This window comes from Petrachloros mirabilis, from assembly GCF_975968855.1.
The window spans coordinates 1-14,435 of the sequence record NZ_CDLUDY010000294.1 but is presented as its reverse complement, the minus strand read 5'-3'; the positions used below and the strand labels follow the sequence as shown (position 1 = coordinate 14,435).

Here is a 14,435-nt window from a genome sequence, read left to right as displayed (position 1 = left end):
TCATGGAGATTTGATGATCCTAAAAGTTCCAGGATTTGGTGTTGCGAGTCTTACGGTCGGTCATTCTAATGTGTTCATCAAGGTCAACACAATGGTGCATTTAGGGGGGAGGTACGATTAAATGATTGAAGTAGCATCATGTCGCATCACTACGCGTCGTTCCGTCGCAGCCAAACAGGGCGTTGATCAATAATGCCAAATGTTATGAATGCCAAATGTATGCCGTGCATACTCGGATTCTGTTGAACATGTTGCTAGACCATCTTTGTTAGTGTATTCATACCCTTAACTTTAAAGAGGTGATGCTGTGAAAAATGCGCTCCTGACGGGAATTACGGGGCAAGACGGTTCTTACCTGTCTGAATTCCTCCTCGAAAAAGGCTACGAAGTGTACGGAATTATCAGAAGATCCAGTTCGTTCAATACGGCACGGATCGATGCCATCTACGAAGATCCTCACGTTTTGCATCGACGTCTGCATCTTGTCTTCGGAGACTTGAATGATGCCAGTTCACTCAACCGTATAATCCGGACTGTACAGCCTGACGAGATTTACAACCTCGGAGCCCAGAGCCACGTCCGTGTCAGTTTTGATATTCCAGAGTACACGGGCGAGATCACGGGTCTCGGAACCATTCGGCTTCTTGAGGCGATTCGCGAGTCGGGCCTCCAGCCGAAGTTTTACCAGGCCTCCTCGAGTGAGATGTTCGGCAAAGTGCTTGAAGTTCCCCAGACGGAAGCCACGCCGTTTTATCCGCGAAGCCCGTACGGTGCGGCAAAGGTTTACTCCTATTGGATTACAGTCAATTATCGGGAAGCCTACAATCTGTTCGCGTGTAACGGCATCCTCTTCAACCATGAATCGCCGAGGCGGGGAGAGACTTTCGTCACGAGGAAGATCACCAAGGCCGCAGCCCGCATCAAGCTCGGGGTACAGCAGGATCTCTATCTCGGGAATTTGGAAGCCAAGCGAGACTGGGGGTATGCAGGAGATTATATTGAGGCTATGTGGATGATGCTTCAGGCCGACGAGCCCGATGATTATGTGATTGCGACGGGTGAAACGCACACCGTCCGTGAAATGCTGGAACTCGCGTTCGACCGGCTCCAGCTGAATTGGAAAAAACACGTCAAGATCGACGAAAAGTATTACCGGCCTACAGAAGTGGACCTCCTGATCGGGGACGCGGGTAAAGCCAGACGCAAATTGGGATGGGAGCCGAAAGTCAAGTTCAACGAGCTGATTGCGATGATGGTGGACGCGGACCTCAGGGCGGAACGTGAACGTCTCGAAGGCGTAAAGGGCGCGCGCTGATTATGGCTTCGTTCTGGTCGGATAAAAGGGTCGTTGTCACGGGAGGGGCAGGATTCCTAGGCTCATTCGTGGTTGAGCAACTTCGTGCCAAAGGCTGTGAGCATATCATTGTTCCTCGAAGCAAAGACTATGACCTTGTCGAGATGGCTGCCGTAAAAGCTCTATACGCCGATGCCAAGCCGGACGTGGTGATCCACCTGGCTGCGCGCGTCGGAGGTATCGGCGCGAATCAGGCGAACCCTGGTAGGTTTTTCTACGATAACTTGATGATGGGTACTCAACTTATCGAAGTAGGGCGCCAGAATGGATTGAAGAAGTTTGTGGCAACGGGAACGATCTGCGCCTATCCGAAGTTTGCCCCTATTCCATTCAAGGAAGACGATATTTGGAACGGATATCCAGAAGAAACCAACGCCCCCTATGGGCTCGCCAAGAAGATGATGCTCGTCCAGTCGCAGGCGTATCGCCAGCAGTACGGCTTCAACTCCATAGTACTCTTTCCTGTCAACCTGTATGGACCTCGTGACAATTTCGATCTTGAAACTTCTCATGTCATTCCTGCATTGATCAGAAAATGTGAGGAGGCAAAGCGCACCGACCGTTGCGATATCGTGTTGTGGGGAGACGGGACTCCTACGCGCGAGTTCTTGTATGTGGAGGATGCTGCGGAGGGCATTCTGCTGGCGGCAGAGCACTATAATGAATCGCTGCCGCTTAACTTGGGAACCGGTGAGGAAGTCACGATCAAGAATCTCGTGCTTATGATTGCAGGAGAACTCGGTTATGACGGCCACATTTCATGGGATATGACGAAACCAAATGGCCAGCCTCGCCGATGCTTGGATGTAGGCCGCATAAAACGAAAGATAGGCTTTCAAGCGAAACACTCTCTCCGCGAGGGACTCAAGAAAACCATAGAGTGGTATCGTGCGAACCGTGCCGCGCTTCGTGAGGTACATTTCTGATCCGTCCCACCGACTTGTGAACGCTTCTGCAACGTCTATCGCGGCAGGACAAACTGAGAGCGAAAAAACTCGGTAAGGCGCTTTTTTCTTTATCCGCAGGGATTTCATGTGAAAATGCCAATGAGGTGATGCTGCGGCAATTTTGAAATGCTCGGTGGTCCAGGTCTTGCTTCCACAATATTAGTTGTGAGCCTGGAGCGTGATAATCGATGCTGAAACCATTACGGCAAGACACTCATCAGTCGGCCGATGCCTCATCGGCCTCAGCTCTGTCCCCAGCAGAACGGTACGAGCGCGGGATTGCGTTGAGGAAAGCCGGACTCTTCAAGCAGTCTATCCAAGAATTTGAAGAAGCTGCGAAAAACAAAAGCTACGCGCTCAAGGCTTATGCTCAAATGGGCCTGTGTTATAAATCGGCCGGTCACTATGAAGAAGCTGCTGTGGCATTTCGCAAGGCCTTGAAAACTCCCCATGCATCGCGGAAGGAAACGGTCCAGATTCTTTACGTCTTGGGCAGAACTCTTGAGAGTTTGGGGCGAGTTGATGAAACTCTGGAAGCCTATCGATGGATCAGACGGGAGGACCCTTCCTATCGGGATGTTGAGCGCCGAATAGGCCAGCTGAGCACGAGAAAGTCATCGAGGCAAGGATATCGTTCATCGTCTCAGGAGTCATGGGTCGGTGGCATGATCCGGTCCTGGCAGGGTATCCTCCGGATTTCAAAATGAGCCGCTAGAAAGATCCATTCGCTAGTGTCTGATATATGGGGCTAACGTCATCGAGCGGTTTCCAGCCCAACACTCCGACGGAATCTTCCACATAGTGAATGGTCCTCATCCCATTGAGAACAGTGGTCACTCCCGGTGTGCTGGTTAAAATCCACAAGGCCTTTCGGGACAATGATTCCCCACAGCGATCGGGTGGGATAAGCGGGTCAATTGCCGAAGTCACTTTCTTGATACGGGCCAGGCTTTTGTCTGTCGCCTCTCGCCGCAATCCTCCAAGAAGTGTAAGTAGTACAGGAAGATAGCGGTCGCGCCATTCGTGCCATTTCGAAAGCGTATCTCCGGTCAAAAGACGCGGAATGCCCTGCAGTACCTGGTTGATTTGTGGCGCGATCATCTGGTGCTCGATTTGTTCCCAGTGTTCTAATCCCTGGGTATGAGGTCGGACTCGGCGTAATTCCTCAGCCCATCTGAAAAACTCGGCTGGTTTTGTTCCTTCACCACCGGACGGTATGGCGGGAGCGAGAACAGAACGATACTCATGTTCCAACGTCTCGAGCTTTTCGAGCGATTTGTCAATGTCGATCGGATCATTTTCGACCGGAAACTCCGCCAATCGTATCATTCCGGAAGCGGACTTTGGCATCGCATTCAACGGACGATTGACGAGCACGGCTAGTCGTTCCCGCTGCGCAAGCTGTAAGACCGTTTCTCTTTGGCCGGTACCAGTGTTCGGCCTCGACCACCCCTCCGATTCGAAGAGGTTCATGGGAAATTGGATTACCGCGAAGTGGTGACGATCAAACCCTTGTGCGCATGAGGCTCGCATCGCCATATCCAGAAATTCCGACAATGACGTTGTTTCAGGGGAGGATGCCTCTCCAGCGACTGTGTTTGAGGATACGCCATACCAACGGATACGCCCCTGCTTTACTTGTGATTCCAGATACGCAAAAGCACGCTCAATTCTTGTATAGAACTCGTCGCGCCGTTCGGCCAGAGTTCCTCGACTATGTTGAGCGGCTTCCGATAGAAAATATTCCGGATTGTGCAGGAGGCAGATGTCGAGGGTTTCCAGACCTAAACGATCCAATGAGGCATCGAGTTGATCAACCAAAAATTCAGGATGGATGCAATGCCAGATCCCTTCCCCGTATTTCACCATTTCAGGATAGGGACGTCCGGACTGTTCCCTTGCCTGCGCCTGTTTAAGGTTCTCTCCCTGAATGTACCCGATCTTCGACACAATGATCACTTCTTCCCGCGACAGGCCATTCGCGGAAATTTCCTGTCGTAAGACAGATCCGACCAAGCGTTCGCTTTCTCCATCCATGTAGTTTGTCGAGGTGTCGACCACGTTCACCCCTGATCGAAGCGAATTTCCCAGAGCGGCCCCGAATTCCGGGTTAGTCCGATCGACACGATAGCAGCCGAAACCTAGCTTTGATGCGGTCAGCCCGGTGGCCCCAAACGGACCAAACCCATGTTCCATGTTCCCTGTCGATTGCGGATTGTTCACCTGACGGGCGGCGTACCGGCCGGTGGCTTCGACGCTAGCGGAACCGGGGAGCATCTTGCCTTGCAGGCGTTTCTCTCGATCCGCAAGAACCGGAGGTCTGCTAACGGACTGCAGCGCGTCAGCTACTGCTTCGGGATCAGTCACCGGGTGCTGACAAGTAAAATTGCGGCAGACGTAGAGGGCGGCTCGTCCATCGACCGGTTTCTTGCCGGCCAGCAGCGGATGCCGAGAAGATCCGTCAAGCGTATCGCTTATCGCGATAATGCGATTCGGCAGGTACGATTTGTTAATTGACCACTGAAGCATCTTCAACCCGGGGTCATCCTTTCTCCCGATCAAGGCCAGCTCGATTGGGCCTTCCATCAGAAAATCGACGACGGACAAGCTTTTGGCGAAGGCTCTTGGATATCGCGTCATCTGTTTGCCGTAGGCACGAAGGGCTCCGGTGGCGGCTTCACGCCAGTCCTGTCGATCAAAATGAAACGAGAGTCTGGCTAAGAACGATGCGGCTACGGCATTGCCGCTCGGGGTAGCCCCGTCGGCACCTTCCCTTCCGCGGACAATGAGCGTTTCGCGATCCTTCGCAGTCGTATAGAAACCGCCTAGGTCTCTATCGTGAAAAGACTGAAGCAGGTGATCGGCCAGTGGCTCGGCATTTGCGAGATACCGCGTGTCCCCGCATGCTTCGTATAGATCAATCAACCCTTCGCCAAGGTACGCATAATCCTCGAGCACGGCTTCGAGGTGTGCGCGGCCACGCCGCGATGTTCTGAACAGACGACCATCGTGTTGTCGATGGACGCGCAAGAGAAAATCTGCAGCGGCGCGAGCGGTTTCGATATAGCGTGAAACGCCAAGGACACGGCCTCCTTCCGCCATTGCCGAAATCATCATTCCGTTCCAGGCGGTGATGATCTTGTCGTCGAGACCAGGCGGCACACGCTGTTTTCTGGCCTCATAGAGGAGGGGACGCACTCGACGGATCGTTTCCCGGAGTTCGTCAACGATAATGTCCAGTTCTTTAGCGATCAAATCGATCGGCTTCATTCGATTAGGAATATTGGTGTGTTCCCAATTGCCTTGTTCGGTGATGTCGTAACAGGCATTAAAGCGGCGCGTGTCTTCGTCATCGTGAAGAACAGCGTGGACTTCGTGCGGCGTCCAGACAAAGAACTTTCCCTCGATCCCCTCGGAGTCGGCGTCTGTCGCCGAATAGAATCCGCCTTCGGCATCGGTCATTTCACGAAGGATGTAGTCCAGCACCTCCGTAACCACTTGGCGGTAGGAGGGCTGGGTCGTTACTACATAAGCTTCCAGATAGGTTCTTGCGAGCAATGCGTTGTCGTAGAGCATCTTCTCGAAATGGGGAACAAGCCACCGCTCGTCGGTGGAGTATCTGGCGAACCCTCCACCGATATGGTCATAAATGCCGCCGGCCGCCATCCCATCGAGTGTTGTTCTCACCATCTCCAACGCCCTGGTGTCTCGGGATTTTCTGTAGCAGCGGAGCAGCAACGAAAGACCGGCCGCCGGCGGGAACTTCGGCGCGGAACCGAACCCTCCGAATCGGGCGTCGAACTCCTGATGAAATTCCTCTACGACATTTTCAAAGACAGATTCATTGATGGAAATAGGTGCCGGCGCTTGCCATTCGCGCTTCAGTCTTTCAGTCAATTCTCGCGCATGTGCGCACAGCCCAGCTGGATCTGCTTCCCACGCGTTGGCGATTTTTTTCAGGAGGGTGGGGAAACCCGGTCGGCCCCAGCGGTCCTCGGGAGGAAAGTACGTGCCGGCGAAAAACGGTTGTTGCTCCGGTGTCAGGAAGACCGTCATGGGCCAGCCGCCCTGACCATTGTTCATGACGACGGTTGCAGCCATGTAGATCTCGTCAAGGTCAGGACGTTCTTCCCGATCAACTTTAATGCAGACAAAATGCCGATTCATGATTGCGGCAGTGGCCTCGTTTTCGAAGGACTCCCGTTCCATGACGTGGCACCAGTGGCACGCTGAATACCCGATGGAAAGTAAGATCGGTTTGTTCTGCTCCTTTGCCAAGCGGAGCGCCTCCGGTCCCCAAGGGTACCAATCCACCGGGTTATGGGCATGCTGAAGAAGGTAGGGACTCGTTTCGTGGATCAGTCTATTGGGTCGACCAGAGGAGGAACCCGAAGTCATGACGTGCACATTAGCATCCGGTTGAAGCCCGGTTCAATGGACCAAAAGAAAAGCCTGCGATCTGAAGATCGCAGGCTTTCGATAAAAAGAAGCAGCTAAAAAGCTGAATCAGTACGGCATTAGTAAATTACTTGCCGCCCTTCTTCTCTTCCTTCTTGTCGTCACCATAGACAACAACGTGGCCGCCCTTCTTCTCTTCTTTCTTCTTGTCATCGCCGTACACAACGACGTGGCCACCCTTCTTTTCTTCCTTCTTCTTATCGTCGCCGGCGAAGGAAGGACCGCTGAACGCGACCGCTACTGCCACTGCCATAACTGCCATCAACATGCGCTTCATATCGAAACACCTCCTTTAAGTTTGAATTGATCGTCTACCGCCATCAGGCAGGCAAACGGGCGTTACCCTAGCCAATGAGGGCCGCCCCTGTCAACGGAGAATTCACGACTTCATGTATCGAAGAAAATCGCGGGATAAACCACTTCTGTGCTATCGTAGAGTAACTTTTCTCGAGAGTCGCCTTCATGGAAGACATTGGACCATACTCAAACTATCGCCTTACTGTTCGTCTCGAACTTATTAATAAACCAGGTGTATTTGCTAATGTAGCCCGCATCCTTGCGGACGAAGGGGCAAATCTTGGAGCAGTCGATCTTGTCTCGGCAACGGCTCAACGGATGGTATGCGACGTGACGTTCGACGTTCGTGATGAACAGCACGGAGAGCATGTCGTTGCGAAACTGAACCATCATCCGGACTTGACTGTCCTTTCAGCATCCGATCGAATTTTCTTGTTTCACCTTGGAGGGAAAATTCACCTAAAAAGCAAAGTGCCGATCACAACACGCAACGTCTTATCAATGGTCTATACACCGGGTGTCGGACGGGTCGCACAGGCTATTGCGAAGGACAAAAGCAAAGTTTATGCATTTACTGGCAAGAGTAATAGCATCGCTATCGTTACGGACGGTTCGGCGGTTCTCGGTTTAGGGAATCTCGGTCCGGAGGCTGCACTTCCCGTGATGGAAGGAAAAGCCATGCTTTTCAAAGAATTGGCCGGAATCGACGCCTGGCCCATATGCCTCAAGACGCAGGAGCCTGATGAGATCGTACGAACGGTCCAAGCGATCGCTCCAGGGTTCGGCGCCGTCAATCTCGAAGACATCAGTGCACCCCGCTGTTTCGACATCGAGAGACGACTGAAGGCCTCCCTTGATATTCCGGTCATGCATGACGATCAGCACGGGACTGCAGTTGCGATATTGGCGGCGCTGTCGAACGCGTTGGAAGTCGTCGGAAAGCGAGCGGAGGAGGTGCGAGTGGTCGTCAACGGACTTGGAGCCGCAGGAACGGCCTGTTGCCGAATGTTGCTCGCCGCTGGTGTGTCTCATTTGATCGGTTGCGATAAGGAGGGGATCATTCTCCGAGGAGAAGCGGAACAGCTCCGCGCTTGTCGAACCGACCTCAATGTCTGTCTCACACGTGATGAGCCTCAAGGCACGTTACACGATGCCCTGCGCGGTGCCGACGTATTCATCGGGCTCTCCGTTGCGGGTGTGCTTCAGGCAGAGGATTTGAACCTGATGGCTGGTGATCGAATCGTTTTTGCTATGGCGAATCCCGATCCTGAAGTTTCTCCGGAAGTGGCTCTCTCGCATTGCCGAATATTTGCGACGGGTCGATCGGATGTGCCGAACCAGATCAACAATGCCCTGGCATTTCCGGGGATTTTCAGAGGGGCACTCGATGTGCAGGCATCCGAAATCAATGAAACGATGAAGTTGGCAGCGGCTAAGGCGCTGGCCGCATGCATTTCCAGAAGTGCGCTCAGCGAGGAATACATCATCCCAAGTCTTTTCGACAAGAACGTGGTGCCACGCGTTGCCCAGGCGGTTGCAAGGGCGGCAAGAGAGAGTGGTGTCGCAAGACGACGGCAGAAGGCCATATCCTCAGGGGAACCAAACAACTGAGTTGCCGTACCTCTGTGTGAAATCTGGCCGGACCTGATTTTTCACGAACATTCTCCCTTCAGACGTAAAATAGCCCTGTGCTACAATGCCGCATGAGCGTTTTTAGGTAGGGAGGCGCATGCCCTTTTCAGCCGCCAAATACTTCAAGTTTCGTGGGGGGATGCAGAAACGAATCAATGCACTCCGGGCTAAGACGGAAGACAGTATGGATGTGGCCGTCGATACCATGATGGAAGAACGAGTCGACAGTTTCTTCCGTGTCGAACAGGGCTTGGATGAAATTGTCAAATCGTTGCTGCAGATCGAGGAAGAGCTGGGCCATGTGTCCGATCTGTCGGCTGCGATGCGATTGGAATCGCGGCTTGAATTTGTCGAGGATCGCTGGGACGATCTCGACAGCGAGATCAGGGAACGTCCTCGCCGTCGGCGACGAAGAGTCAGTCTTGCTGATATGCTCAAGGCCGCGAGCGGGGGAGGTGGGGACCTTTCTCAAAGTTCCGGTAGCGTCAACAACGCAGTAGATGCGTATGCCATCATGGGCGTCGAGTTCGGCAGTTCGCTTGCCGATGTGACGACGGCGTTTCGCCACAAGGCGAAGGCGCTTCATCCGGATGCGAATAATGGAGACCGGAGCTTGGAGCCGGAGTTACGGCGAATGCTCGAAGCCTACCAGTTTCTCAAGGAATACTTGAGCCTGAGCAATACGGAGCCGATGCGACCGCCTGACCGCCCCTATCATCCAACCGAGTAAAAGTGTGACATTTTCTGTAACGACCCAATACATCACAGATCAACAGAGACTCGAAGAGCTCTGTGACCGTCTCTGCGATAGCACGCAACTCGCTCTCGATACGGAGTTCGTTGGGGAAGACAGTTTCGTCCCTAAGTTGGAACTCATTCAAGTGGCATCCGACCATGTTGCTGCGGTCATCGACTTTCCTGCTCTTGAGGCCAACGGGTCGCTCAAGCCGTTCTGGGAACTGATCTGTGATCCGCGGATCGAGAAAGTGGTCCACGCTGGACGACAAGACCTTGATCTCTTCGCCATTCATGCCGGCCAGATTCCAAAACCATTCTTCGATACTCAAATTGCCGCGGCCATGCTCGGGTTTGGCGCTCAAGTGGCCTATGCGAATCTTGTCCAGCGCATTCACGGAACCAGGCTCGCGAAAGCCCATACCTTTACCAATTGGAGCGCCCGTCCGCTCTCCAAGGAGCAGATCTCCTATGCCGCTGAAGATGTACACTTTCTTTTACCTATCCATGCCCATCTCCACAAAAAGCTCGATGCGCTGGGGCGTGTCGAATGGGTCCGTGAAGAGTTTTCCCGGTTGGAAACCACAGTCGGCGAAAAGAGTCGTGAACCTCTCGATCGCTACCAGCGCATTCGAGGGTGGGATGGTCTGAAACCAAGGCAGGCAGCAGTCCTGCGCGATCTAGCCGCGTGGCGGGAATCCGAGGCTCGCCGGCGGAATGTTCCGCGTGGCCGTGTCATGCGAGACGAAGTACTTCTTCAACTCGCCCGTCATCCGCCGCGAAGCGTCGATGATCTGCGCGGACTAAGAGGGCTGCATGGCTCTGAGATCGAACGGAGCGGTGAATTTCTGATTTCCACCATTGCAAAGGCGTTGGCTCTTCCGCCCTCCGCATGGCCGAACGTTCCGCGAGAGCGAAAACCGGAGCCGGAATCGATCGGTTTGGTGGAATTGATGCAAGCGGTCTTGAAAGCGCGGGCGGCTACCGCTGAAATCGCGCCGACTCTTCTCGCGACCAGCGCGGATCTGCAGACACTTGTTGAATCGAAAGAAAAGAACCTGACCGTTGATCTCCCGCTCCTAAGGGGATGGCGACGTGAACTGGTCGGTGAGCTTCTGCTGCAGGTACTCGATGGCAAGGTGTCGTTGTCGGTCGACTCAACGAACGGTGTGTTGCGGATTTCAGAAAATCCCTCTACGTAGATCATACTTCTCCTCACGTGGTTCGTACAAAAAAGCGCTTTTTCTTCCAGTAGAAATACCATCATGGTTCCGCCCTTCCTCTTCTCATAGTATTCAAATTTAATCCCAATCAGTTGCGCTGCATCTTTTGTGGAAGAAACGCTCACTTTTTGATCAGACTGGCATACAACTGGCAGGTTGAAGGTCGACTCCCGTTGTGACTGTTAGAGACCATAGTACGTATGAGTACCTGCTTTCTCAAATCTCTTTCGTCCTTCCTGATCCCGGGCGGTCTTATTCTGGTCGCTGCTGTTGGTTTTCTGCGGCCACATGGGTTGCCGGTATGGACGAATCAACTTATCGGGGCGTTACCCTACGCCGTTTTGGCCTTCGGACTGATTTTCGGATGGTATTTTGCCAGCGCAAGAACCTTACTTTCACTTCTTGTACTGTTGTTGTCGGACCGATCGCTTTATCTTTTCCCGATGACGGGTGGTGATTCAGATTCAGTTCCTGCTACCGTGTTCGCCGTCTCAGCATTCCTTTTACCGTTAAATCTTCTCGCGATTTCCCTGATCAAAGATGACGCCGTATCAATAGTCCGCGGGGTGATTTGGCTACTCGTGATTTTAGGACAGCCGTTCATCGTCCTCTGGCTTTGCGATCCTGAACAGGAAATTCTCGCCGGAGCGTTTCAATCGACCTATGCGTCGTGGTTTCCGACGGATTGGACGCCGGTGCCGCAACCGGCAATAGGGGTATTTGCAGTAGCTGGCACGATTTACCTCGTTCAGTATGGGCTGCGTGGGAATTCTAGAGACGCGAATGCCTTCTGGGCCCTTATGGCAGCCTTTGTGGCCTACCATGGAACTCGTTTCGAATGGCACGCGGTGAATTTCTTTTCGACGGCCGGACTTATCCTCGTTGTTTCAATGATTCATTCCGCCTATCGGCAGACCTATCGAGACGATCTAACCGGAATCGAGGGGTGTGTGGCTTACGAACAGGCACTGACGAAATTAGGACGACGATTTACCGTTGCCGTTGTCTCAATTGATCAATTGAAGACGTATGCCGGCTCGTACGGTAGCTCAATTGCAAAGCAAGTCTTCAAGGTGATTGCTTCCAAGACGCAGACGGCATGTCGTGGCGGACGGGTGTTCAGGGTGAGCGGGGAGGAATTGACGATATTGTTCAATAATCGGTCTGCCACGGAATCGCTCGCGGCGCTTGATTGCGTAAGAAAAATTGTCGAGACGAGCGAATTGGTTCTCCACAAGAGATTGCGTGTATGGGAGCGAACGCAGGGAGGAGGAATCAGTAAAGACAAGGATGAATTATTGCCGGTCACTGTCAGTATCGGCGTCGCCGAGAAAACGACGGCAAGCACAACGTTCGGCGTGGTGTTGAAGTCAGCCTATCGCGCCCTTTACGACGCGAAGACAAGTGGGGGGAACATTGTAAGGCGCGGTGTTGTTTCAACAGAGGCTTCGAAGCAGTCTTGTTCCCAGCAAGGAAGGATTGTGGCTGGTGCCAAATTGTAAGAGGGATTTCGCTACAAGAGTTTCTTTACTGTGTCAGCCGGTCTGGCCAATATGGCTTTCTCACCCTTCACGACCAACGGACGTTGGATAAGATCGGGGTGTTTGATCATCAAGTCGATCAACGCATCATCCGATAATTGCTTCTTTCCCAATCCGAGCTTCTTATAGATATCCTCCTTCGTTCGTAATACGTCTTTCGGGGATAACTTGGCCTTCTTCAGCACAGCCTTGAGTGAGGACTTCGTGAACATTTGGTCGTAATAGTCTATGGCCTCGAATGACTTACCGCTTTCCTTTAGTAACTGGACGGCTTGTCGGCAGGTTGAACACGTCGGTTTATGATAAATGGTGATATCGGGCATGAGAGGGCTCCCGGATGGTATGGGTTGACCTATAGCTTGACGTCAATTTTTCTCATGTGATACATGCTCTCCAAAGTACAGGTCAACTCGATTTAATGACGATGCCTACAGTCGGAACCAGCTCCAGCGGACAGTTCGCCTGCGCCACGGCGACTCAGCACAATTTGCGCGACCTTCGCATCAAGCGGAAGGGCCAACCGGTCTATGTGATGGGCCATATCGTCGAGCGAAAAGGTCAGGAGGCCACCTTTGAAGTGTTCAACGATCGATTAGCCGTCGTGAAGTTCGCAGACGGGGCGGTTATAGGTTATGATCCTTCAGAATTGCTGCTTCCCACGGATATCGCCGAGGATGGGACTGCTTTTTTTGAAATTCGAACCTGCCGTGAATGTGAGCAGCAGTATTCCCTTACCATGGACGAGTGCGAGTCGGAGGTGGAACCGGCGGCTTGTCCCGAATGCCGACCCTGAAACGCTCCTTCCTAGTCGACCATTGGCGCCACGTTGAGCGCCTTCTTGATTAAGCAATCTCCGGCAAATGCCTGCAACGACATCGGGAGCATGCTTGCATTAATGATCTTGGCATCGAGGACCTTAATCCCGTCGGAAGTTTTCGTGCCTTCCAGCCTGACGGCATGGCAGATCTCTAATGTCCTCCATACAGGATTGTTAGCGATTGTGTCAGGGACGAAAAGTTTCGAATCGGACACAACATCACTGATGGACACCTTTGCCGGTACCTGGGTCTTGTCCTTGGGTTCCTCGCTGACCACCGCATATATCAACAGCTCACCCTCCGCGTTCACCGAGCTTGCAATGCCAAACACCGTCGAGAATACGAGCGCAGCGAAGATTGGATTTCTCATGCAAAACCTCGTGGGTAACTCTCCTTAAGGCACCGGATTTCTCTTGCTTCCCGTGCTTCTGCTATAAGAACAACGATGATGTGACCCAGTATGCCAATCGATCTTTTCCTTTTCAAGGATGTATCGCAGGACTTGCAACATGATGAAGCGAGGAGCAGACTAGATCACAATCTTATAGGAGGTCAGAATGCCGCACGATTTCATGCCAGGACTTGCAGGTGTTCCTGCTGCAAAATCCGCCGTCAGCGATGTGGATGGCGAGCATGGAATCCTTGAGTATCGGGGCATCCGAGTCGAAGAGCTCTGTTCCAGTTCCTCTTTCATAGAGACTTCGTATCTTCTCCTGTTCGGACGTCTCCCGACCAATCCTGAATTGTCCCGCTGGGAGACGGATATTACCCATCACCGGCGCATCAAATACTCGATCATTGACTTGATGAAATGCATGCCGGAACAGGGGCACCCCATGGATGCCTTGCAGGCGGCCGTTGCTGCGCTCGGCATGTTTTATCCTGGGCGCAACGTCAAGGACATCGAGAACAATTACTGGTCAGCTGTTCGCCTGATCGCCAAGTTGCCGACGATCGTGGCTGCATGGGCTCGCCTCCGGCATGGAAACGAAGCTGTTGCGCCACGCGATGACCTGGGGTTTAGCGAAAACTTTCTCTACATGCTGACCGAGCAGATTCCCCATCCTCTGTGGGTTGACGTGTTTGATGACTGTCTAATCCTGCACGCCGAGCATACGATGAATGCGTCGACGTTTACGGGTCTCGTGACGGCCTCGACCCTGGCCGATCCCTATACGGTGGTTGCTTCGTCAATCGGTGCGCTCAAGGGCCCGCTTCACGGTGGAGCCAATGAAGAGGTCGTTCACATGCTGAAACAGATCGGTACAGTAGACCGTGTGAAGCCGTATGTCGCCGAACAACTCAGCAACAAGAAAAAGCTCATGGGGTTCGGTCACCGGGTCTATAAAGTCAAAGATCCCCGTGCGACAGTCCTGCAAGCCCTCTGCAAGAAGCTCTTCAATGAATGCGGAAGCTCTCCGCTCTACGAT

Annotated in this window: 13 protein-coding genes; 9 read left to right on the top strand and 4 right to left on the bottom strand. The window is 53.0% G+C overall.

Going from position 1 to position 14,435, the window contains the following annotated elements:
* Window positions 1-307 precede the first annotated feature (307 nt).
* The 3 genes from gmd to ACWVCN_RS12760 all read left to right on the top strand — a co-directional run bounded on the left by gmd (window position 308) and on the right by ACWVCN_RS12760 (window position 3,008).
* Window positions 308-1,315: a GDP-mannose 4,6-dehydratase gene (gmd, locus tag ACWVCN_RS12770; RefSeq protein WP_455246193.1), complete on the top strand. Its 1,008-nt coding sequence runs from the start codon at window positions 308-310 to the stop codon at window positions 1,313-1,315.
* Window positions 1,316-1,317: 2 nt separating this feature from the next.
* Entirely contained in the window at window positions 1,318-2,280 is a 963-nt protein-coding gene (locus ACWVCN_RS12765; RefSeq protein WP_455246192.1) for a GDP-L-fucose synthase family protein, read from the top strand.
* A gap of 209 nt (window positions 2,281-2,489) precedes the next feature.
* Window positions 2,490-3,008 carry a tetratricopeptide repeat protein gene (locus ACWVCN_RS12760; protein ID WP_455246191.1) on the top strand — a complete coding sequence of 173 codons (519 nt, stop codon included), beginning with the start codon at window positions 2,490-2,492 and terminating at the stop codon, window positions 3,006-3,008.
* A 4-nt stretch (window positions 3,009-3,012) separates the two neighbouring features.
* Here the strand turns inward: ACWVCN_RS12760 and ACWVCN_RS12755 are convergent, their stop codons facing one another.
* Together ACWVCN_RS12755 and ACWVCN_RS12750 are read right to left on the bottom strand one after the other, a co-directional pair.
* Window positions 3,013-6,699 (bottom strand): aldo/keto reductase, encoded by a 3,687-nt coding sequence (locus ACWVCN_RS12755; RefSeq protein WP_455246190.1) that lies wholly within the window; start codon window positions 6,697-6,699, stop codon window positions 3,013-3,015.
* A 127-nt stretch (window positions 6,700-6,826) separates the two neighbouring features.
* Window positions 6,827-7,036 carry a hypothetical protein gene (locus tag ACWVCN_RS12750; protein WP_455246188.1) on the bottom strand — a complete coding sequence of 70 codons (210 nt, stop codon included), beginning with the start codon at window positions 7,034-7,036 and terminating at the stop codon, window positions 6,827-6,829.
* Between the two features lie 185 nt (window positions 7,037-7,221).
* Here ACWVCN_RS12750 and ACWVCN_RS12745 point away from each other — a divergent pair, with 185 nt between their 5' ends.
* The 4 genes from ACWVCN_RS12745 to ACWVCN_RS12730 all read left to right on the top strand — a co-directional run bounded on the left by ACWVCN_RS12745 (window position 7,222) and on the right by ACWVCN_RS12730 (window position 12,148).
* Window positions 7,222-8,667 carry a malic enzyme-like NAD(P)-binding protein gene (locus ACWVCN_RS12745; protein WP_455246187.1) on the top strand — a complete coding sequence of 482 codons (1,446 nt, stop codon included), beginning with the start codon at window positions 7,222-7,224 and terminating at the stop codon, window positions 8,665-8,667.
* Between the two features lie 118 nt (window positions 8,668-8,785).
* The gene (locus ACWVCN_RS12740) at window positions 8,786-9,418 is read left to right on the top strand and encodes a DnaJ domain-containing protein (RefSeq protein WP_455246186.1); all 633 of its coding nucleotides are present in this window, start codon (window positions 8,786-8,788) and stop codon (window positions 9,416-9,418) included.
* A gap of 4 nt (window positions 9,419-9,422) precedes the next feature.
* Entirely contained in the window at window positions 9,423-10,625 is a 1,203-nt protein-coding gene (gene rnd, locus ACWVCN_RS12735; RefSeq protein ID WP_455246185.1) for a ribonuclease D, read from the top strand.
* Between the two features lie 221 nt (window positions 10,626-10,846).
* Window positions 10,847-12,148, top strand: coding sequence for a diguanylate cyclase (locus ACWVCN_RS12730; protein ID WP_455246183.1), 1,302 nt, complete (start codon window positions 10,847-10,849; stop codon window positions 12,146-12,148).
* Window positions 12,149-12,159: 11 nt separating this feature from the next.
* Here ACWVCN_RS12730 and arsC read toward each other — a convergent pair whose 3' ends face one another.
* Window positions 12,160-12,510 carry an arsenate reductase (glutaredoxin) gene (arsC, locus tag ACWVCN_RS12725; protein WP_455246182.1) on the bottom strand — a complete coding sequence of 117 codons (351 nt, stop codon included), beginning with the start codon at window positions 12,508-12,510 and terminating at the stop codon, window positions 12,160-12,162.
* A gap of 95 nt (window positions 12,511-12,605) precedes the next feature.
* On the opposite strand from arsC, the gene ACWVCN_RS12720 reads away from it, so the two are divergent.
* The gene (locus ACWVCN_RS12720; RefSeq protein ID WP_455246181.1) at window positions 12,606-12,980 is read left to right on the top strand and encodes a hypothetical protein; all 375 of its coding nucleotides are present in this window, start codon (window positions 12,606-12,608) and stop codon (window positions 12,978-12,980) included.
* Window positions 12,981-12,991: 11 nt separating this feature from the next.
* Here ACWVCN_RS12720 and ACWVCN_RS12715 read toward each other — a convergent pair whose 3' ends face one another.
* Complete coding sequence (locus tag ACWVCN_RS12715) at window positions 12,992-13,375, bottom strand: hypothetical protein (protein WP_455246179.1); 384 nt, start codon at window positions 13,373-13,375, stop codon at window positions 12,992-12,994.
* Between the two features lie 187 nt (window positions 13,376-13,562).
* On the opposite strand from ACWVCN_RS12715, the gene ACWVCN_RS12710 reads away from it, so the two are divergent.
* Window positions 13,563-14,435: citrate/2-methylcitrate synthase (locus ACWVCN_RS12710; RefSeq protein ID WP_455246178.1), on the top strand; the 873-nt coding region annotated here is incomplete at its 3' end.